We start from the raw sequence: 19,055 nt of genomic DNA, 5'->3' as shown, positions 1-19,055 counted from the left end.
AGCAAATGGCGGTCATTGAAATCAAGGTTCCCGACATCGGCGATTACAGCGATGTCCCCGTCATCGAAGTGCTGGTCGCCGTTGGCGACAGCGTGGCCAAGGACCAGGGCCTGGTGACGCTGGAGTCGGACAAGGCCACGCTGGAAGTGCCGTCCTCGGCTGCCGGCGTGGTCAAGGAGCTCAAGGTCAAGGTTGGCGATACCCTGTCCGAAGGGGCGGTGGTGGTGCTGCTGGAAACCGAAGGCGAGGCCGCCGCGCCGGCCAAGGCTGAACCCAAGGCTGCCCCGGCCGCTGCAGCGCCTGCCCCCGCACCGGGCAGCAAGCCGCCGGTGACGCCGTCGCACGGCGCTCCAGCCGAGCCGGCTGCGCCCAAGCCGGCGCTGGCCAGCGGCAAGCCGGCCGACATCGAATGCAAGATGGTGGTGCTCGGCGCCGGCCCCGGCGGCTACACCGCTGCCTTCCGCGCGGCCGACCTGGGCCTGGACACGGTGCTGGTCGAGCGCTATGCCAGCCTGGGCGGTGTCTGCCTCAACGTCGGCTGCATCCCGTCCAAGGCGCTGCTGCATGCCGCCGCGGTGATCGATGAAGTGGCCCATGCCGGCGACTTCGGCGTGGACTTCGGCCAGCCCAAGATCACCCTGGACAAGCTGCGCGAGTACAAGGAAAAAGTGGTCGGCAAGCTCACCGGCGGGCTGGCCAGCATGGCCAAGCAGCGCAAGGTACGCACCGTCACCGGCGTGGCCAGCTTCGTCTCGCCCAACGAACTGGAGATCGTCGGCGCCGACGGCACCACCCAGCTGCTGCGCTTCGAGCACTGCATCATCGCCGCCGGCTCGCAGGCGGTGAAGCTGCCCAACTTCCCGTGGGACGACAAGCGCGTGATGGACTCCACCGACGCGCTGGAACTGCACGACATCCCCAAGACCCTGCTGGTGGTCGGCGGCGGCATCATCGGCCTGGAAATGGCCACGGTGTACAGCGCGCTCGGCAGCAAGGTCACCGTGGTCGAGTTCATGGACCAGCTGATGCCGGGTGCCGACAAGGACCTGGTCAAGCCGCTGGCCGATCGCTTGAAGAAGCAGGGCGTCGAGGTCCATCTCAAGACCAAGGCCACCGACGTCACCGCCGACAAGAGCGGCATCACCGTGTCCTTCGAAGCGGCCGCGGAAGGCGAAAAGCCCGGTCTGCAGGCCACCACGTACGACCGTGTGCTGGTCGCCGTGGGCCGCAGCCCCAACGGCAAGAAGATCGGCGCGGACAAGGCCGGCGTCACCATCACCGAGCGCGGCTTCATTCCGGTCGACCGGCAGATGCGCACCAACGTGCCGCACATCTTCGCCATCGGCGACATCGTCGGTAACCCGATGCTGGCCCACAAGGCCACCCACGAAGGCAAGCTGGCCGCCGAAGTGGCTGCCGGCGAGAAGAAGGAATGGGTGGCGCGGGTGATCCCGTCGGTGGCCTACACCAACCCGGAAATCGCCTGGGTCGGCGTCACCGAAACCGAAGCCAAGGCCAAGGGCCTGAAGGTCGGCGTTGCCAAGTTCCCGTGGGCCGCCAGCGGCCGCGCGATCGGCATCGGCCGTACCGAGGGCTTCACCAAGCTGATCTTCGACGAAGAGACCCATCGCGTGATCGGTGGCGCCATCGTCGGCGTGCATGCTGGCGACCTGCTGGCCGAGATCGGCCTGGCGATCGAGATGGGTGCCGAGGCCGAAGACATCGGCCACACCATCCACGCGCATCCGACCCTGAGCGAATCGGTCGGCATGGCCGCCGAGGTCTACGACGGCACCATCACCGATCTGTACATCCCCAAGAAGAAGTGATGCCGCTCCGCACGACCGTGCTACGTGTGGCACGGTCGCCGCGGTAGTGACGCGACGCATGGAGGTCGCCGTGGGGCAGGGCAATCTGTGTCCCGAACTGCAGGCGCTGCTGCAGCGCGAACTGGCCAGCGGCAACCGCATCGCCGAGCCGCCGCAGCGGACCGACTGGCCACATCCGGGCTCGGTGTTCGTCTCGTTGAAGCGCGACTTGCGCAGCGACGTGGCGTCGCTGCCGGCGACGGTGCAGCATGCGATCTGCACCGATCCGCACTACGGTTGGCATGACGAGTGCTACTGCACCACGCACCAGCATCTGTTGGTGGCCGGTGCGACCAAGCCCCCGTGAGCGTGTGCACCCAGCTGCCAGGTGGCTGCTGCCGGGTCGGTTACCTGCCACGCACCGGTTAAACGACAAAACCCCGCATCGCTGCGGGGTTCTGCATGAAGCTGCTTTTCGGATCCCGGGTCCCGGGGCCGGAAAGAATCAGAACGCGAGCGTCACGCCTGCCACCGGGCCCTTGAACTCCTGCTTCAGGCCGACCAGGCCGTCGCTGCCCTCGCGGTCCACGTCCAGCTTGAACCAGTCGTAGCCGGCGAAAATGCCGAAGTTCTTGGTGAAGCGGTATTCGGCAATGGCGTTGGCGCGGCTCAGGTCGCCGTCGTAGTCGCCGAAGTCGCCCCAACTGGTGTTGAGGTACTGGCCCTGCACGTTGAACAGCCAATGTTCGCTGGGACGCGCGGTGAAGCGGATGCCGACGACCGGCGCAACGCCGTCTTCGCTTTCATCCAGGACATCGCCACTGAACAACGTACCCAGATCGGCGTAGGCATTGGCCTCGACCTTGGCGTACTCGGCGCCGATCTGCAGGCCCAGGCTGAATTCCGGAGAATCGATCACCGAGTAGTCGTACACGAAAGTGGCGACCTGGTACTTCAGCTCGCCCTTGATGAAGCTGCCCGACGGCACGGTCACGCCACCGGCGCTCAGGTCCTGGCTCAGGGTCTCGCGACGATCCTTGTCGTACTTGAAGTAGTCGAAGATCAGGCGCTGGCGGGTGCTGATGCGGAACACGCCATCCACGCGCGGCTCCCATTCCTTGCCGCCCAGCTTGAAGTCTTCGTTGACCGAGACATTGTTGCCGGCCAGCAGCGTGTTGCCGCGGATGGTGTTGTCGTTGTCGACATTCATCGCGCCGAGGCGGAGCTGGAAGCGATCATCGGTGTCTTCGGCGTGTGCGGGCGCGATATAGGCGACGGCCAGGACGCACGGGATCGCCAGTGCGAGGAGGTGTTTCATGGGAGCTCCGAATTCTTGGAATGGTCAGGCGGTTCGGCCTGTGCAGCGCATAGTCGATAAGCGCGCGTCTTTCAAAAGTGAAGGGGCCGTCCAATCAGCGTGAAGGCGGCCGTAGCAATCGGACAAAACGGTCCGCTTCGCTAGTCCTTTGGTCGAGTCATGGAACGCGTGCAACGTCACTGCCACGGTCGTCCAGGAGCCAGGCAAACCAAGCGTTCGATTGGACCGCGGATGGGAAGGTCGCGGGGTGCGACAAAATGCGTACAAAAGCAGGAGCCCCGGTCTCCCAGGGCTCCTAGACGCGGCCTGCGGCGGTACCTTTCGACGAGGATGTGCAGGCCTCACAAGTTATGACCGCCAGTTTGTGGCAAAGTTCCCACCCGCTGCGGCGGCGGCCGCGTGGTGCATCGCAGCAAGCGATGACCTCTGCCGGTTGTCTCGCAATTTGTCCCATTGCTATACTTTCGCGGCTCGACGAGGCGCAACTGCGCTTCCCACTCATTCACACGTAAGGTAACCGTAGTGCTGAACTCCGTTGACGCGGGTCGGCGGTTGATGCTGCGCGCTGCGGTATATCCGCTTGCCGCCGTAGCTATAGCCAGTCTGGGGTTGCTGTTGGTCGGTCCCCGTTACGCTGCCGGTCTGGCATTGACCGGATTTGCGACGGTGCTGGGCGGTTGGGTTGCGGCACGTACCGCGCTAGGCGGCGGTATCCAGGCAGCGGGCATCGCCATGGTGCGGCTGATCCTGGCGATGGTGCTGAAGTGGGTGTTGGTTTTCGTGGCGCTGGCGCTGGGCTTCGGCCTGTGGCGGCTGCCTCCTCTGGCTTTGCTGGCAGGTATCGCCATCGGGCTGATTTTTCAGGTTCTGGCTCTGGCCAGGCGTTGATTCGAACTTAAAAGGGCTCCGGACACATGGCGGGCGAGGCAGCAACACCTACCTCCTATATCCAGCATCACTTGCAGAACCTGATCGTTCCGGTTCGCGATGGTGGCGGCACGTTTTGGACCATCCACCTCGACACCCTGATCATGGCGGTGTTGATGGGTCTGGTCATGGTCCTGGCGTTCTGGACGGCGACCCGCAATGCCACGGCCGGTGTGCCGGGCAAGTGGCAGGCATTCGTTGAGATCTGCCTGGAGTTCGTCGATCGCCAGGCCAAGGACACCTACCACGGCAGCAGCAAGCTGGTGACCCCGATCGCGATCACCATCTTCTTCTGGATCCTGTTGATGAACCTCATCAAGATGATCCCGGCCGATTTCATCGCCATCCCGCTGGGCTGGGCCGGCGTGCACGCCTGGAAGCCGGTGCCGACCGCCGACGTCAACGCCACCTTGGGCATGTCGATCAGCGTGTTCTTCCTGATGATCGTGTTCTCGCTGCGCTCCAAGGGCGTGGGCGGCATGACCAAGGAATTCCTGACGGCGCCGTTCGGCAAATGGATGATGCCGTTCAACCTGCTCTTGAACATCGTCGAGTGGCTGAGCAAGCCGATTTCGTTGGCGATGCGACTGTTCGGCAACATGTTCGGCGGCGAGATCGTCTTCCTGCTGATCTGGGTGCTGGGCGGTGCGGGCATCGCCGGCATGGTCGCTGGCGGCGCATTCGGCCTGGGCTGGATGCTGTTCCACCTGCTGGTGATTCCGCTGCAGGCCTTCATTTTCATGATGCTGTCGATCGTGTATCTGAGCCTGGCTGAAGACAGTCACTGAGTTTGCGTCACCCTTCATCTGCTTTATTCCGCTTCATCCATCACCCTTAGAAACTTTCGTTCGGAGATCACCATGTACCTCGCCGTCCTGACCAACCTCGCTCAAGTCCAGAGCTCCACCGTCCTCGCCGTCGGCATCATGATCGGCCTGGCCGCGCTGGGTGCCGGCCTCGGTCTGGCCATCATGGCTGGCAAGTTCCTGGAATCGGCTGCGCGCCAGCCGGAACTGATCCCGGTGCTGCAGGTGCGTATGTTCATCACCGCCGGCCTGATCGACGCCGCGTTCATCATCAGCGTCGCTGTCGGCCTGCTGTTCGCCTTCGCCAACCCGCTGGCCCAGGTGTTCATCGAGCGTCTGTCGCAGGCTGCCGGCTGATCCAGCGGTAGCAGGATGTGGATGCAGCCCTTGGCGGTTGCATCCGCGGATGAAGGTTGGAAAGCGCCGCCGTGCGGTGGCGCTTTCACCCCTAAACAGCGATTGAGCGACCCATGGATATCACCCTTACCATCTTTGCCCAGGCGCTGGCCTTCGCCGGTCTGATCTGGATCGTCGCGACCAAAATCTGGCCGCCGCTGCTGCAGGCGATCGAAGAGCGTCAGCAAAAGATCGCTGAAGGTCTGGCTGCGGCCGACCGTAGTCAGAAGGATCTGGCGCAGGCGCAGGAAAAGGTCAACGAAGCACTCAAGGACGCACGCACCAAGGCCAACGAGATCATCGATCAGGCCCATGCGCGCGCCAACCAGATCATCGAAGCGGCCAAGCTGGAGGCAATTGCCGAAGCCAACCGTCAGAAGGATCTGGCGCAGACCGAAATCGACGCATCCGCCACGCGTGCCCGCGAGGAGCTGCGCAAGCAGGTCTCGGTGCTGGCCGTCAGCGGTGCAGAAAAGCTGCTCAAGCGCGAAATCGACGCCAACGCCCACAAGGCGCTGCTCGACGAGCTGGCGGCGGAGATTTAAGCGATGAGTCAGGCCCTCACCCTTGCCCGTCCCTACGGCCGTGCCGCGTTTGCGATCGCGCGTGAGGGCGGCAACTTCGCGCCCTGGTCCGATGCGCTGGCGTTTTCGGCGCAGGTGGCCGGCGACCCGCGCGTGGCCGCATTGCTGCTCAATCCGGCCCTGGGCCAGGACCAGGCAGTGACGCTGCTGGCCCCGCCGCAGGCGGGCGAGGACTATCTGCGTTTCCTCGGCGTGCTTGCCGATGCGCAGCGGCTGTCGCTGCTGCCGGAAGTGGCAGGCTTGTACGAACAACTGCGTGCCGAGGCCGAACATGTCGTCAAGGCGACGGTGACCTCGGCCGCTGCAATGAGCCAGACCGAACTCGACACGATCGCGGCTGCGCTTAAGAAGCGCTTCGGCCGCGACGTGGACATCACCACCGCAGTCGATGCGTCGCTGATCGGCGGCGCGGTGATCGACACCGGCGACGTGGTCATCGACGGCTCGCTGAAAGGCAAGCTTGCGCGTCTGCAAAGCTCGCTCGCCCACTGAATTCACATAAACGCATGGCCCTTGCGGCCGGCACCTAGGACTGAACGATGGCAACCACGCTCAACCCCTCCGAAATCAGCGACCTGATCAAGACCCGCATCGAGGCGGTCAAGCTGTCCGCAGAGTCGCGCAACGAAGGCTCCGTGACCAGCGTGTCCGACGGCATCGTGCGCATCTTCGGCCTGGCCGACGTGATGCAGGGCGAAATGATCGAACTGCCGAACAACACCTTCGCGCTGGCACTGAACCTGGAGCGCGATTCGGTCGGCGCCGTGGTGTTGGGCGATTACGAGAACCTGCGCGAAGGCGACGTGGCCAAGACCACCGGCCGCATCCTGGAAGTGCCGGTCGGTCCGGAACTGCTGGGTCGCGTGGTCAACGCACTGGGCGAGCCGATCGACGGCAAGGGCCCACTGGGCGCCACCCAGACCGCACCGGTGGAGCGCGTTGCGCCCGGCGTGATCTGGCGTAAGTCGGTCGACCAGCCGGTGCAGACCGGTTACAAGTCGGTCGACGCGATGATCCCGATCGGTCGTGGCCAGCGCGAGCTGGTCATCGGCGACCGTCAGACAGGCAAGACCGCGCTGGCGATCGACGCGGTGATCAACCAGAAGGGCACCGGCATCAAGTGCGTGTACGTGGCGATCGGCCAGAAGGCCTCCACCGTTGCCAACATCGTGCGCAAGCTGGAAGAAAACGGCGCGCTGGCGCACACCGTGGTGGTGGCTGCGACCGCCTCCGAATCGGCCGCGATGCAGTACATCAGCCCCTACGCCGGCTGCACGATGGGCGAGTACTTCATGGACCGCGGCGAAGACGCGCTGATCGTGTACGACGATCTGTCCAAGCAGGCCGTGGCCTATCGCCAGATCTCGCTGCTGCTCAAGCGCCCGCCGGGCCGCGAAGCCTATCCGGGCGACGTGTTCTACCTGCACTCCCGCCTGCTGGAGCGCGCCGCGCGCGTGTCCGAGGAGTACGTGGAGAAGTTCACCAATGGTGCGGTGACCGGCAAGACCGGTTCGCTGACCGCGCTGCCGATCATCGAAACGCAGGCCGGCGACGTGTCTGCGTTCGTGCCGACCAACGTGATCTCGATCACCGACGGCCAGATCTTCCTGGAAACCGACCTGTTCAACGCCGGTATCCGTCCGGCGGTCAACGCCGGCATCTCGGTGTCGCGCGTCGGTGGTGCGGCCCAGACCAAGATCATCAAGAAGCTGTCCGGCGGCATCCGCATTTCGCTGGCGCAGTACCGTGAGCTGGCGGCGTTCGCGCAGTTCGCCTCGGACCTGGACGAAGCCACCCGCAAACAGCTCGAGCGCGGTCAGCGCGTCACCGAGCTGATGAAGCAGAAGCAGTACGCGCCGATGTCCATCGCCAACCAGGCGCTGTCGATCTACGCCGTCAACGAGGGCTACCTGGACGACGTGCCGGTCAACAAGCTGCTGGCGTTCGAAGAAGGCCTGCACGCGCACTTCGCCAACACCCAGGGCGAGCTGGTCTCCAAGATCAACAGCACCGGCGGTTGGGACAACGACATCGAAGCCAGCTTCAAGAAGGGCATCGAAGAGTTCAAGACCACGGGCACCTGGTAAAGGCGCCGGGATTCGGGATTGGGCATTCGGGATTTGTAAGAATGGTGGATCGAGGTCTGTTGATCCTCGACCATCGTTTCGAGTCTCCAAATTAGGTATTCGGAAGTCGTGGTGCGGGACGTGGGAGGCTTTGGCCATTCCCGAATCCCGATTCCCGATTCCCACGAGCGAAGCGAGCGAGCAATGGCAGGCGGACGCGAAATCAAAACCAAGATCAAGAGCGTGCAGAACACCCGCAAGGTGACGCGCGCGCTCGAAATGGTCTCGGCCTCCAAGATCCGCAAGGCGCAAGAGCGCATGAAGACCTCGCGTCCGTATGCGCAGGCGATGAAGCAGGTGATCGGGCATCTGGCGCAGGCCAGCACCGATTTCCAGCATCCGTTCCTGATCGAGCGCGAGCAGGTCAAGCGGGTCGGCTACATCGTGATCTCGTCCGACCGCGGCCTGGCCGGCGGTCTGAACAACAACCTGTTCCGCAAGATGCTGGGCGAAGTGCGCCCGTGGCAGGACAAGGGCGCCGAGGTCGACGTGGTGACCATCGGTCAGAAAGCCTCGGCGTTTTTCCGTCGCATCAAGGTCAATATGGTCGGCAGCGTGACCCACCTGGGCGACGGCCCGCAGGTGGAACAGCTGATCGGTGTGATCAAGGTGATGATCGATGCCTTTATCGAAGGCAAGGTGGACCGCGTTTACCTGGTCTACAACCGCTTCGTGAATACCATGACGCAGAAGGCCAGCTTCGATCAGCTGCTGCCGCTGCCCGCCGCCGAGCACAAGGTGGCACACCACGATTGGGATTACCTGTACGAACCCGATGCCGCCACCGTGCTGGAGCACGTGATGACGCGTTACATCGAGTCGCTGGTGTACCAGGCCGTGCTGGAAAACGTGGCCTCCGAACATGCCGCGCGCATGGTGGCGATGAAGGCCGCCAGCGACAACGCCAACAAGATGATCGGCACCTTGCAATTGGTCTACAACAAGGCACGTCAGGCGGCGATCACCCAGGAAATTTCGGAAATCGTCAGCGGCGCGGCCGCCGTATAAGCACCGCCGGGATTGGGGATTCGGGATTGGTAGGAGCGCAGCGGACTGCGCCTTTGCAAATCCCCAATCACGAATCCCAAATCACAAAATTCCACGAGATGGCATCTGCCACTCGGACAGAACAAAGCTAACCGGAGCAGCAAAATGAGTCAGGGCAAGATCGTTCAGATCATCGGCGCGGTCGTCGACGTCGAATTCCCGCGCAATGAAGTGCCGAAGGTGTATCACGCGCTGAAGGTCGACGGCACCGACATCACCCTGGAAGTGCAGCAGCAGCTCGGCGACGGCGTCGTGCGCACGATTGCGCTCGGCTCCACCGATGGCCTGAAGCGCAACCTGGTCGCCACCAACACCGAACGCGCGATTTCGGTGCCGGTCGGTGCCGGTACGCTGGGTCGCATCATGGACGTGCTGGGCCGCCCCATCGACGAAGCCGGCGACGTGCAGGCCTCGGACCATTGGGAAATCCATCGCGGCGCACCGTCGTACGAAGACCAGTCCTCCAGCACCGAATTGCTGGAAACCGGCATCAAGGTCATCGACCTGATGTGTCCGTTCGCCAAGGGCGGCAAGGTCGGCCTGTTCGGCGGCGCCGGCGTCGGCAAGACCGTCAACATGATGGAGCTGATCAACAACATCGCCAAGGCGCACTCGGGTCTGTCCGTGTTCGCCGGCGTGGGCGAGCGTACCCGCGAGGGCAACGACTTCTACCACGAGATGAAGGACTCCAACGTCCTGGACAAGGTCGCGATGGTGTACGGCCAGATGAACGAGCCGCCGGGCAACCGTCTGCGCGTGGCGCTGACCGGCCTGACCATGGCCGAGTACTTCCGTGACGAGAAGGACGCCAGCGGCAAGGGTAAGGACGTGCTGCTGTTCGTGGACAACATCTACCGCTACACGCTGGCCGGTACCGAAGTGTCCGCGCTGCTCGGCCGTATGCCGTCGGCGGTGGGTTACCAGCCGACCCTGGCCGAGGAAATGGGCGTGCTGCAGGAGCGCATCACCTCGACCAAGAGCGGTTCGATCACCTCGATCCAGGCCGTGTACGTGCCTGCGGACGACCTGACCGACCCGTCGCCGGCGACCACCTTCGCCCACCTGGACTCGACCGTCACGCTGAGCCGTAACATCGCCTCGCTGGGTATCTACCCGGCCGTGGATCCGCTGGACTCCACCAGCCGCCAGATGGATCCGCTGGTGATCGGCCACGAGCATTACGACACCGCCCAGCGCGTCCAGCAGACCTTGCAGAAGTACAAGGAACTGAAGGACATCATCGCCATCCTGGGCATGGACGAGCTGAGCGAAGAAGACAAGCAGTCGGTGTCGCGCGCGCGCAAGATCGAGCGCTTCTTCAGCCAGCCCTTCCACGTGGCCGAAGTGTTCACCGGCTCGCCGGGCAAGTACGTCTCGCTGAAGGACACCATCCGCGGCTTCAAGGCAATCTGCGACGGCGAATACGACCACCTGCCGGAGCAGGCGTTCTACATGGTCGGCAGCATCGAAGAAGCCGTCGAGAAAGCCAACAAGATGAGCGCCAAGGCCTGATGCGATCCCAGCCGCTACGCGGCTGGAATCGGGAATCGGGAATCGGGAATCGTAAAGGCGGGTCATCGGTGGACTGGAATTGAACGGAATCGGAAAAGCGTGCAGCCAGCCGCTCTTCCCATTCCCGATTCCCGACTCCCGATTCCCCGCCTCACTACAGTGAGGCACCATGAGCACTATCCGTTGCGACATCGTCAGCGCCGAGAAGGAAATCTTCCACGGTGAGGCGACGCTGGTCGTGGCCACCGGCGAGTTGGGCGAGCTGGGCATTGCGCCCAAGCACGCGCCGCTGATCACCCGCCTGAAGCCGGGCAAGGTGGTGGTGACCACCGCCAATGGCGAACAGCTGGATTTCGCCATTTCCGGCGGCATCCTGGAAGTGCAGCCGCAGGTGGTGACCATCCTGGTCGACACCGCAGTGCGTGCGCAGGACATCGACGAAGCGGCCGTGCGCAAGGTCAAGGAAGAGGCCGAGCGGCTGCTGGCCAACCGTGGCAACACGGTGGACGTGGCCGAGGCACAGCGTCAGCTGGCCGAGGCGACAGTGCAGTTGCAGGCGCTGGAGCGCTTGCGTCGCAACCTCAAGCACTAAGCGGTGGTCTGCCCGCCTTCAAGGTGGGCGTGCACGTCAGGCAGCTGCGCCTTCGTCTGCAGCTCAGAAGTTCGAAACGCCGACCGTCGTGTCGGCGTTTTCGTTTTTGGAGCCCCGCGTGCGGCTGCGTGAATCCGCCGCAGCGCGCGGCAGGCACACTGCGTGCCTTGGCGCACCGCTGCACCGCAGCGGTGCATGGCAACGTTATTCCGGCACGTTGAGGAAGATGGCATGACCCGTTCGATCGATGGCATTCGCGCTTACATGGTGAGCGGCCTGTTGGCCGCCGGACTGCTGGGATGCGCATTGCCGGCGCGCAGCCAGCCGCCGCTGGATCTGTTGATGGACCGGATCGTGCAGCGCAATGCCATTGGCGACGCGGTAGCGCTAAGCAAGTGGGACAGCGGCAAGCCGGTGCTCGATCAGGCGCGCGAGGCGGCGGTGCTGCAAAGCGTGCGCGATCAGGCGCCCGCGCATGGGCTGGATGCCGACGATGCGGCACGCTTCTTTGGGGCGCAAATCGAGGCCAACAAGTCAGTGCAGTACGCGCTGCTGAACCGTTGGCACGAACGCGGACGCGCGCCGAACACCGCACGTCCGGATCTCGCGGCGCTGCGCACTCGCCTGGATCAACTGCAGGGCGAACTGCTCGATGCGCTGGCCGATGTGGCGTCGGCACGCAGCGCGCCCGACTGCCCGGCCAGCACCGCGCGCGCTGCGGCGCATTACGCAGAGCAGTGGCAGCTGGATGCGCTGCATCGCGCGGCACTGGTGCGTGGCCTGGGCGATTTTTGCCACTGATCCACAACGCTCACGTGTCTGCGAGACCAACGCGCTGTCGGGCGGTGAGAGCGGTCGACAAAACGTTTGCGCATTCGCCTGGTGGTGACGGCCGCGGTTTTGTCGCCGCATCCTGGTGGATGCAGTCAGACGTCCAGATCGAACGCTGGGCGTGTCCAAGGCGCGGTGGCCTCGGCGCTAGCGGGACGCGCCGTCATCCCGTGCCGTGGAAGCGATGGCGCGGCATCCGTCCCGTCAACGGTCATGCAACCGGCGAGGTTGCCGCACCCGAAAGGTCGCTGGCAGCCTGGTTGAAGGCCACGTACGCTGCCAACGCGACTGCTGCATGCCCGCCGACCGGCGCGGACCCGGCGCGGCATGGATGCCGCGGAAGAGCCATAAGGATGTCCGCGCGATCGATCAGCACGGGAGAAGAGGCCGTGACTGTGCTGCGCATGTCTGCATGCAAGCGGTGTCTTTCTGCGTCATATCGTCATACGACCGAGCAATCGCTCGGCGCCTGCGCATGCATCGATCAGCGATACACCACGTGCCGACCCAGGAAGAACGACACGATCGCCAGGCCGCCTTCGACCAGCGGTTTTGCCAGCCATGCCTGACGCAGGCCGAGTAGGTCGACCGTGGTCGCGAGCAGCCAGGTGCTGATCAGCGTGAGCGTCAGCCACATCACCGCGAAGCGGCGGAAGCGTCGCCAACCCAGCCGCGCATCGCCTTGCTGGGCGAAGGTATAGCGGCCGTTGAGCCAGAAGCCGAGCATGGCGCCGCCGATGCGCCCAAGCAGATTGGCGGGCACTGCAGGCATGCCTGCGGCGGTGGCGGCGATGAAGATGCCGCAATCCACGGCCAGTTGCAGCGCGCCAATGATCATGAACTGGCTGCCTTGGCGGAACAGACTCATGCGTGCAGGGGACGGGAACGGGGCGCCCATCCTAGCGGCTGCCAGGCGCAAACGTCGTTAGCGCGGGCGAACGCGGCATCCGGACAACGACGCGACGCTGGCGCAGCGACTAGAATTTGGACATCTCTCTGCCTGGAATGTCTTGATGACCCTGCCCCTGCACGTTGTGATCCTGGCCGCGGGCGAAGGCAAGCGCATGCGCTCGTCCCTGCCCAAGGTGCTGCAGCCGCTGTCGGGCCAGCCGATGCTGGCGCATGTGATCGCCACTGCACGGCAGCTGCAGCCGGCGGCGATCCATGTCGTGTACGGGCATGGCGGCGATCAGGTGCAGGCAGCCTTCGCCGATCAAGACGATCTGCAGTGGGCCGAACAGCGCGAGCAGTTGGGCACCGGACACGCCGTGCAGCAGGCCATGCCTGCGATTCCCGATGCGGCAACGGTACTGGTGTTGTATGGCGATGTGCCGCTGATCCGCAGCGAGAGCCTGTTGCAGTTGCTGCATGCACCGGGCCGCATGGCGGTGCTGGTCGCCGAACTGGCCAATCCCACCGGCTATGGGCGCATCCTGCGCGACGCGGAGGGCAAGGTGGCCGCGATCGTCGAGCAGAAGGATGCCAATGACGAGCAGCGCCGCATTCGCACCATCAATACCGGCATCCTCACCGCTGAATCCACCGCACTGCGCCGTTGGCTGGCCGGCTTGTCCAACGACAATGCGCAGGGCGAGTTTTATCTCACCGACGTGTTCGCCAGCGCCGCAGCCGATTTCACGCCGGCCGACATGGTGCACGTGGCCGACCCGCAGGAGGTGGAAGGTGCCAACGACCCGTGGCAACTCGCCCAGCTCGAACGTGCCTGGCAGCTGCGCGCCGCGCACACGCTTTGCCTGCAAGGCGTGCGCATGGCCGACCCGGCGCGTGTGGAGCAGCGTGGCAGCGTGCAGGTGGGCCGCGATGTGCAGCTGGATATCGACGTGATCCTGGAGGGCGAGGTCACCTTGGGCGATGACGTGGTGATCGGGCCGTTCGTGCGCTTGCGCGACGTGACGCTCGGTGCCGGCACGCATGTGCGTGCGCACAGCGATCTGGAAGGCGTGGTCACCGAAGGCGCGGTGCAGATCGGTCCGTTCGCGCGTCTGCGCCCCGGCACCGTGTTGGCTGATGGCGTGCATATCGGCAATTTCGTGGAGACCAAAAAGGTCACCATGGGCGTCGGCAGCAAGGCCAACCATCTGACCTATCTGGGCGATGCGGTGATCGGCAGCAAGGTCAACATCGGCGCCGGCACCATCACCTGCAACTACGACGGGGTGAACAAGTCGCAGACCACCATCGGCGATGGTGCGTTTGTCGGCTCCAACAGCGCACTAGTGGCGCCGATCGAGATTGGCGCCAATTCCACCATCGGCGCCGGGTCGGTGGTCACCAGCGATGCGCCAGCGGGCCAACTCACCGTGACGCGTGCGCGTCAGACCGTGATCGAAGGCTGGAAGCGGCCGACCAAGAAGTCGCCGTAGTGCCGCGGGGTGTGCTGCGTGGTGCAATCTGGCGCGCGTGCGCAGCATTTGCCCACGCGCCGGATGTCACGCACCCTTGAAGGAAGGCGCCGGTCCCGCCGTGTTCACGCCGCCAGCGGCAACAGCAAGGTCACGCACAGTCCGCCGTGTTCGCGGTTGTGCAGCGAGATGCGGCCGCCGTGCGCTTCGGCGATTTCGCGCGTCAGGGCAAGGCCAAGACCTGTGCCATTGCGCTTGGTCGAATAGAACGGCATCAGCGCGTTGTGCAGTACCGCTTCGTTCATGCCGTTGCCGCGGTCGAGCACTTCGATGCGTAGCCATTGCGGCACGCGCGTGACGCGCAGGGCGACATCGCTGTTGGGTGGCTGCGCTTCGCTGCAGGCTTCGTGGGCGTTTTTCAGCAGATTCAGCAGCGCCTGCTCGATCTGCGCTGCATCGATGCGGCTGGAGACATCGGTGAGCATGCCCTGCACCTGGAACGGAATCTGTTGCTGCAAGCGCTGCAGAAATGGCGCCCATTCGATGGTCTGCAGCTGCGGTTGCGGCAATTTGGCAAAGCGCGCATAGCCGCGGATAAAGCCTTCCAGGTGACGCGCGCGTTCTTCGATGGTCTCGAATACCGTGCCCAGGCGATCGGTGCGTTCGCGGCGCAGCAGCTCGGCACCCGAATGCGCCAGCGAGGCGATCGGTGCCAGCGAATTGTTCAATTCATGGCTGATCACGCGGATGACTTTTTTCCAGGTCTGCACTTCCTGGCGGCGTAATTCGGTGGTCAAGGTGCGGATCAACAACAGCTCGTGCCCGCGTCCGTTGATGTGAAAGCTACGCCGCGACAGGTGATAGATCTGCTCGTCTTCTTCGTCGTCGCCATCTTCGCGTACCGCGAACAGGCAGTCCCCGCCACGCGCCAGGGCGTCGCGCAATTCGGCCGGCATGCGGTCGAGCACATCGTCCAGGTGCTGGCCTTCCAGCTTGCGTCCGTCGTACAGCAGTTTGCGTGCGGCATTGTTGGAAAACCCGATCCGCCGCAGGCCATCGCCGCCAGCGACCACCAGCAGCATGGCCACCGGCGTGTTCTGCAGCATGGTGTCGAGCATCAGCTCGCGCTGTACCAAATGGCTACGCTGGGCACGCAGCACATCGCCAAGTTCGGCATGCGCCTGCACCAGTTGCGCCAGTTCGTCGTTGCCGCGCCAATACACGCCGAAGTTGTATTCGCCATCGCGGTAGCTGCTGGTGGTGCCGGCCAGCGCGCGAAACAGCGAGCGCATCGGCGCAGTGGCGCGGGTGAGGCTGAACCACATCGCTGCCAGCAGGACGAGGACCGAAATCGCCGCCACCTGCCAGCCGCGGTCCAGCCAGTACGCCATGAACCATGGGAATGCAGCGGCCAGCGCAAGCACCGGCAGCAAGCGTAGAAACAGCGAAAACGTGAAAGAGCGGTTCCGCATACGAAGGTTCATTCCGAGCTGATGCCGTAGCGGTCCATGCGCCGATACAGCGCCTGCCGGCTCAATCCCAGCTCGGCGGCCGCTTGCGCGATCACACCTTGCGCGCGTGCCAGCGCCTGTTCGATACGTGCGCGATCCGGCTCGCCTGCCGCCGGCGCCGCCAGCCGTGGCGCGGGTGCACGTGGCAGATTCAGATCGCCCGCTTCGATACGCGCGCCCTGCGCAAGCAAGGCGGCGCGCTGCAGCACATTGCGTAGCTCGCGCACGTTGCCGGGCCAGGCATGCCGTTGCAATGCATCGCGCGCCTGCGGCGACAGCGGCTTTTCACCGGCAAGGAAGTGCTCGGCCAGCGGGCCGATGTCGCCGGGGCGTTCGGCCAGTGCGGGCAATGCGATTTCCACCGTGTTGAGCCGGTAATACAGATCCTCGCGAAAACTGCCGTCGCGGATCATCGCCGGCAGATCGGCATTGGTGGCGCTGATCACGCGCACCTTGGCATGGCGTTCGCGGTTGGAACCCAGCCGCTCGTAACGGCCGGTTTCCAGCACGCGCAGCAACTTCATTTGCCCTGCCAGGGGCAGGTTGCCGATCTCGTCGAGAAACAGGGTGCCGCCATCGGCCGCTTCGAACTTGCCTTCGCGCGCCTTGTTGGCGCCGGTGTAGGCGCCGGCTTCGGCACCGAATAATTCGGCTTCGATCAATTCGCCTGGCAAGGCGCCGCAGTTGAGTGCAATGAACGGGCCATGTTTGGTGGTCGAATTGGCCTGGATGATCTCGGCAATCTTTTCCTTGCCGCTGCCATTGGGGCCGGTGATCAGTACCGGCAAGTCCGAGCGTGCGACCTGACAGGCGAGGGCGATCGCGCGCTCGCTGGCCGGATCGGCGAACACCGCGCCGCGCAGGTCGTAGCGCTGGGTCAGCTGCTCGCGGCCACGCCATTCGCGTTCGCGACGACGTTCCAGCTCGCGCCGCGCCTCGGACAATTCCAGCAGGTTGTTGACCGTGGTCAGCAGCTTGGTGTCGTCCCAGGGCTTGGCGATGTAATCGGCCGCACCGGCCTTGACCAGGCCCACCGCGCTGCCCAGATGCGTCCAGGCGGTGAGCAGGATCACCGGCAGGTCCGGGTGACGCTGACGCAGTTGGGTAAACAGCGCCTCGCCTTCTTCGCCGGAGGTGGTGTCGGCGGTGAAGTTCATGTCCTGGATCACCAGATCGAACGCCTGCTCGTCCAGCAGCGCCAGCCCGGCCTGCGGCGAATGGGCGTGCCGCGCCTCGATGTCGTGCAGCGAAAACAGCACCTCCAACGCAGTGGCAACGGCCGTGTTGTCGTCGATGATCAGGATGTGCGGCATCGCATTGCTCAAGAGGGCGCGGGAGGGATCGGCACAGAATACTGGCAACACGCAGCGACAACGCGCCGCTAGGCAGGGGCGCGGCCAGATCGTCGGGCGGCAACGGCGGCGGACTCAAGCGCCCGATGCAGGGTGAGCCGGCTGTGTGCCGGCAGGGCGCTTGGTTATGGAGCCGTGGGCGGCAACAGTGGTGTGTACATGGCCGCGGTCCAGATCAGATGCACCTGCACACCATCGCGCATGACATCCACGGCGATGGGGTTGCCTGCCGCGGCGTGCAGCGCCGCCAGCAGTGTTGCGACTGCGGTGATCGGGGTCCGGCCCACCGTGCGCACGCGGTCGCCGCGTTGCAACTGCAGGCGTAGCGAAGCGCTGGCCTGGGTCACCAGCAATCCGTCGCTGCTGGCGACGAGCTCCAGGATCTGGTCGTTATGGCGCCAGTTCAGCCGGGTGTCGTCGATGGCGAGCGCCTCTTGCACCGAAGCGCTGGACGAGGCCGACGCCGCGTGCGCCTGCGTTGTCGCATGGGCCTGGCCGGGGTGAAAGAGACAGCAGGCCGTCAGGGCGATCAGTGCGGATGTCGCAAGAGAGCAAGGCATGAGGGAATCCGGTTCGTAACGATGGTGGAAACGCACGGTGGATGGCGAGCGTGGCTGCTTCCCCGCCGCCGAGTGACAGGGAAGCGGCCATCATGCACTGCGGGTGGCAACAGCCGGTGGCACTGCGGCTGCGCGCCGGGCCGGCCAGAACACCGCCAGCTGGCCGAGCATCCACAGCAGCAGCGCGCCGATCGGCAGGTAGATTGCCGGCAGTCGCGGCAATTCATAGCGTGCCATCAGCCAGACGTTGATCGAGTAGGCCATCAGCATGCCGAGCACGATGCCGATCGAGGCGAGCAGGAAATTCTCGATCTGGAAGTAGCGCAGGATCTGGCTGCGCGTTGCACCCAGCGCACGGCGGATACCGATCTGCTTGGTGCGTTGCTGCACCCAGAAGCTGGCGAGACCAACGATGCCTAGCGCAGTGACGATCAACAGGGCGATGCACACCGCTCCAAGCAGCCAAATCATGGCGCGGTCATTACGGAAATACTTTTCGCGGATTTCGGTGTAGGTCTGTTGTTTCAGCACCAGCCGGCTGTTGTCCACTTTCATCAAGGCCGCCACTGCCGCCTTCAGCACTTCCGCCCGACGCAACGGATCGGTGACACGTACGACGTATTGCCCATCGGTATACGGTGGACGGATAGGCAGCAGCATCGAATATTCCTTTGCCGACAGTCCATTGACATTGTTCGGCCGCGCCAGGGTGCGCACGATTCCGACGATACGCAACGGGACATCGCCGGAGTAGATGGTCTTGCCGAGCGCACCGTGGTCGGGGAACAGCTTGTCGGCAGCGGCCTGCGTCAGAATGACCGCCGCACCCTTCTTGCGGACCTCATCGTCGTTATCTGCTTTTTCCTGGCTGATGTATTCGTCGGGGCTGAAGTCGCGACCGGCATTTAATTGCAGGCCAAGTGCGTCCAGGCTGCCTTCGCTGACCAGATACTGCGCGGCATTGAGCGTGGGGCGTTCCTGCTCCGGGGTCAGGGTCAGCCCGGTGTTGGACGAGTAATCGACGAAGGGGATCTGATTGGTGATGACCGCATTGCGTACGCCGGGTACCGCGCGTAGCGCTGCCAGATCCTCCCGAGTACGTGCGTCGGCATTGGCCTGCGGGCCGATGCCGTCCAGCTGGATGCTGAGCAGCTCCTGTTCGGCGATGCCGCTGGGAGTCTGGAGCGTGTCCAGGCGATTGCCGATCAGGAACAGCGAATTGCAGATGATGGCGCAAGCCAGTGCGATCTCGAGCACGATCAGTGCGGCGGCCGTCTTGTGGCGGCGCAAGGTGGAGATGATGGGTCGGATGTCCATGGGCT

General features: G+C 64.3%; 19 protein-coding genes. 13 read left to right on the top strand and 6 right to left on the bottom strand.

The features are described from left to right. The first annotated feature begins 5 nt into the window (after positions 1-5). Positions 6-1,829 carry a dihydrolipoyl dehydrogenase gene (gene lpdA, locus ACCQ03_RS18315; protein WP_209227648.1) on the top strand — a complete coding sequence of 608 codons (1,824 nt, stop codon included), beginning with the start codon at positions 6-8 and terminating at the stop codon, positions 1,827-1,829. A 58-nt stretch (positions 1,830-1,887) separates the two neighbouring features. Next, on the top strand, positions 1,888-2,175 hold the full coding sequence (locus ACCQ03_RS18310; protein ID WP_017155243.1) for a hypothetical protein: 288 nt from the start codon (positions 1,888-1,890) through the stop codon (positions 2,173-2,175). A gap of 138 nt (positions 2,176-2,313) precedes the next feature. Here ACCQ03_RS18310 and ACCQ03_RS18305 read toward each other — a convergent pair whose 3' ends face one another. Continuing rightward, positions 2,314-3,126: a hypothetical protein gene (locus ACCQ03_RS18305; RefSeq protein ID WP_057679273.1), complete on the bottom strand. Its 813-nt coding sequence runs from the start codon at positions 3,124-3,126 to the stop codon at positions 2,314-2,316. Between the two features lie 522 nt (positions 3,127-3,648). On the opposite strand from ACCQ03_RS18305, the gene ACCQ03_RS18300 reads away from it, so the two are divergent. The 10 genes from ACCQ03_RS18300 (at position 3,649) to ACCQ03_RS18255 (ending at position 11,917) form a co-directional block, all read left to right on the top strand. After that, a complete protein-coding gene (locus ACCQ03_RS18300; protein WP_209227651.1) occupies positions 3,649-4,014 on the top strand; it encodes a hypothetical protein in 366 nt (121 codons plus the stop codon). A 26-nt stretch (positions 4,015-4,040) separates the two neighbouring features. Beyond that, entirely contained in the window at positions 4,041-4,841 is an 801-nt protein-coding gene (atpB, locus tag ACCQ03_RS18295) for a F0F1 ATP synthase subunit A (RefSeq protein ID WP_005914709.1), read from the top strand. 72 nt (positions 4,842-4,913) lie between these two features. Next, on the top strand, positions 4,914-5,216 hold the full coding sequence (gene atpE, locus ACCQ03_RS18290) for a F0F1 ATP synthase subunit C (protein WP_002814105.1): 303 nt from the start codon (positions 4,914-4,916) through the stop codon (positions 5,214-5,216). Positions 5,217-5,329: 113 nt separating this feature from the next. Continuing rightward, entirely contained in the window at positions 5,330-5,800 is a 471-nt protein-coding gene (locus ACCQ03_RS18285) for a F0F1 ATP synthase subunit B (protein WP_003483999.1), read from the top strand. A 3-nt stretch (positions 5,801-5,803) separates the two neighbouring features. Further along, entirely contained in the window at positions 5,804-6,331 is a 528-nt protein-coding gene (locus tag ACCQ03_RS18280; protein ID WP_057679272.1) for a F0F1 ATP synthase subunit delta, read from the top strand. Between the two features lie 47 nt (positions 6,332-6,378). Next, positions 6,379-7,926 carry a F0F1 ATP synthase subunit alpha gene (gene atpA, locus ACCQ03_RS18275; protein ID WP_057679271.1) on the top strand — a complete coding sequence of 516 codons (1,548 nt, stop codon included), beginning with the start codon at positions 6,379-6,381 and terminating at the stop codon, positions 7,924-7,926. 183 nt (positions 7,927-8,109) lie between these two features. After that, positions 8,110-8,973 (top strand): F0F1 ATP synthase subunit gamma, encoded by an 864-nt coding sequence (gene atpG, locus ACCQ03_RS18270; RefSeq protein WP_057679270.1) that lies wholly within the window; start codon positions 8,110-8,112, stop codon positions 8,971-8,973. A 144-nt stretch (positions 8,974-9,117) separates the two neighbouring features. Continuing rightward, positions 9,118-10,524 carry a F0F1 ATP synthase subunit beta gene (gene atpD, locus ACCQ03_RS18265; protein WP_017155237.1) on the top strand — a complete coding sequence of 469 codons (1,407 nt, stop codon included), beginning with the start codon at positions 9,118-9,120 and terminating at the stop codon, positions 10,522-10,524. Between the two features lie 169 nt (positions 10,525-10,693). Then, positions 10,694-11,116, top strand: coding sequence for a F0F1 ATP synthase subunit epsilon (locus tag ACCQ03_RS18260; protein WP_003484011.1), 423 nt, complete (start codon positions 10,694-10,696; stop codon positions 11,114-11,116). A gap of 231 nt (positions 11,117-11,347) precedes the next feature. Next, complete coding sequence (locus ACCQ03_RS18255; RefSeq protein ID WP_057679269.1) at positions 11,348-11,917, top strand: chorismate mutase; 570 nt, start codon at positions 11,348-11,350, stop codon at positions 11,915-11,917. Positions 11,918-12,431: 514 nt separating this feature from the next. On the opposite strand, the gene ACCQ03_RS18250 is transcribed toward ACCQ03_RS18255, so the two are convergent. After that, the gene (locus ACCQ03_RS18250) at positions 12,432-12,815 is read right to left on the bottom strand and encodes a GtrA family protein (protein ID WP_017155234.1); all 384 of its coding nucleotides are present in this window, start codon (positions 12,813-12,815) and stop codon (positions 12,432-12,434) included. Positions 12,816-12,960: 145 nt separating this feature from the next. Between ACCQ03_RS18250 and glmU the strand changes: the two genes are divergently transcribed. After that, positions 12,961-14,331, top strand: coding sequence for a bifunctional UDP-N-acetylglucosamine diphosphorylase/glucosamine-1-phosphate N-acetyltransferase GlmU (gene glmU, locus ACCQ03_RS18245; RefSeq protein ID WP_150146952.1), 1,371 nt, complete (start codon positions 12,961-12,963; stop codon positions 14,329-14,331). Between the two features lie 104 nt (positions 14,332-14,435). On the opposite strand, the gene ACCQ03_RS18240 is transcribed toward glmU, so the two are convergent. The 4 genes from ACCQ03_RS18240 to ACCQ03_RS18225 all read right to left on the bottom strand — a co-directional run bounded on the left by ACCQ03_RS18240 (position 14,436) and on the right by ACCQ03_RS18225 (position 19,050). Then, positions 14,436-15,782, bottom strand: coding sequence for a sensor histidine kinase (locus ACCQ03_RS18240; protein ID WP_057679267.1), 1,347 nt, complete (start codon positions 15,780-15,782; stop codon positions 14,436-14,438). A gap of 8 nt (positions 15,783-15,790) precedes the next feature. Further along, a complete protein-coding gene (locus tag ACCQ03_RS18235; protein ID WP_033478207.1) occupies positions 15,791-17,134 on the bottom strand; it encodes a sigma-54-dependent transcriptional regulator in 1,344 nt (447 codons plus the stop codon). Positions 17,135-17,298: 164 nt separating this feature from the next. Beyond that, entirely contained in the window at positions 17,299-17,613 is a 315-nt protein-coding gene (locus ACCQ03_RS18230; RefSeq protein ID WP_057679266.1) for a hypothetical protein, read from the bottom strand. 210 nt (positions 17,614-17,823) lie between these two features. Continuing rightward, the gene (locus ACCQ03_RS18225; protein ID WP_017155229.1) at positions 17,824-19,050 is read right to left on the bottom strand and encodes an ABC transporter permease; all 1,227 of its coding nucleotides are present in this window, start codon (positions 19,048-19,050) and stop codon (positions 17,824-17,826) included. Positions 19,051-19,055 lie beyond the last annotated feature (5 nt).

This window comes from Xanthomonas sp. NCPPB 3569 (assembly GCF_041475645.2).
Lineage (GTDB): Bacteria > Pseudomonadota > Gammaproteobacteria > Xanthomonadales > Xanthomonadaceae > Xanthomonas > Xanthomonas phaseoli.
The sequence above is the reverse complement of the archived record's forward strand: the minus strand, read 5'-3'. Positions and strand labels throughout refer to the sequence as shown.

Coding starts and splice junctions, on each gene's coding strand:
- atpD (WP_017155237.1), top strand. CDS start 9,118: ATGAGTCAGGGCAAGATCGTTCAGATCATCGGCGCGGTCGTCGACGTC.
- atpB (WP_005914709.1), top strand. CDS start 4,041: ATGGCGGGCGAGGCAGCAACACCTACCTCCTATATCCAGCATCACTTG.
- ACCQ03_RS18285 (WP_003483999.1), top strand. CDS start 5,330: ATGGATATCACCCTTACCATCTTTGCCCAGGCGCTGGCCTTCGCCGGT.
- ACCQ03_RS18310 (WP_017155243.1), top strand. CDS start 1,888: ATGGAGGTCGCCGTGGGGCAGGGCAATCTGTGTCCCGAACTGCAGGCG.
- atpA (WP_057679271.1), top strand. CDS start 6,379: ATGGCAACCACGCTCAACCCCTCCGAAATCAGCGACCTGATCAAGACC.
- ACCQ03_RS18250 (WP_017155234.1), bottom strand. CDS start 12,815: ATGAGTCTGTTCCGCCAAGGCAGCCAGTTCATGATCATTGGCGCGCTG.
- ACCQ03_RS18255 (WP_057679269.1), top strand. CDS start 11,348: ATGACCCGTTCGATCGATGGCATTCGCGCTTACATGGTGAGCGGCCTG.
- glmU (WP_150146952.1), top strand. CDS start 12,961: ATGACCCTGCCCCTGCACGTTGTGATCCTGGCCGCGGGCGAAGGCAAG.
- ACCQ03_RS18225 (WP_017155229.1), bottom strand. CDS start 19,050: ATGGACATCCGACCCATCATCTCCACCTTGCGCCGCCACAAGACGGCC.
- lpdA (WP_209227648.1), top strand. CDS start 6: ATGGCGGTCATTGAAATCAAGGTTCCCGACATCGGCGATTACAGCGAT.
- atpG (WP_057679270.1), top strand. CDS start 8,110: ATGGCAGGCGGACGCGAAATCAAAACCAAGATCAAGAGCGTGCAGAAC.
- ACCQ03_RS18260 (WP_003484011.1), top strand. CDS start 10,694: ATGAGCACTATCCGTTGCGACATCGTCAGCGCCGAGAAGGAAATCTTC.
- ACCQ03_RS18235 (WP_033478207.1), bottom strand. CDS start 17,134: ATGCCGCACATCCTGATCATCGACGACAACACGGCCGTTGCCACTGCG.
- ACCQ03_RS18280 (WP_057679272.1), top strand. CDS start 5,804: ATGAGTCAGGCCCTCACCCTTGCCCGTCCCTACGGCCGTGCCGCGTTT.
- ACCQ03_RS18305 (WP_057679273.1), bottom strand. CDS start 3,126: ATGAAACACCTCCTCGCACTGGCGATCCCGTGCGTCCTGGCCGTCGCC.
- atpE (WP_002814105.1), top strand. CDS start 4,914: ATGTACCTCGCCGTCCTGACCAACCTCGCTCAAGTCCAGAGCTCCACC.
- ACCQ03_RS18240 (WP_057679267.1), bottom strand. CDS start 15,782: ATGCGGAACCGCTCTTTCACGTTTTCGCTGTTTCTACGCTTGCTGCCG.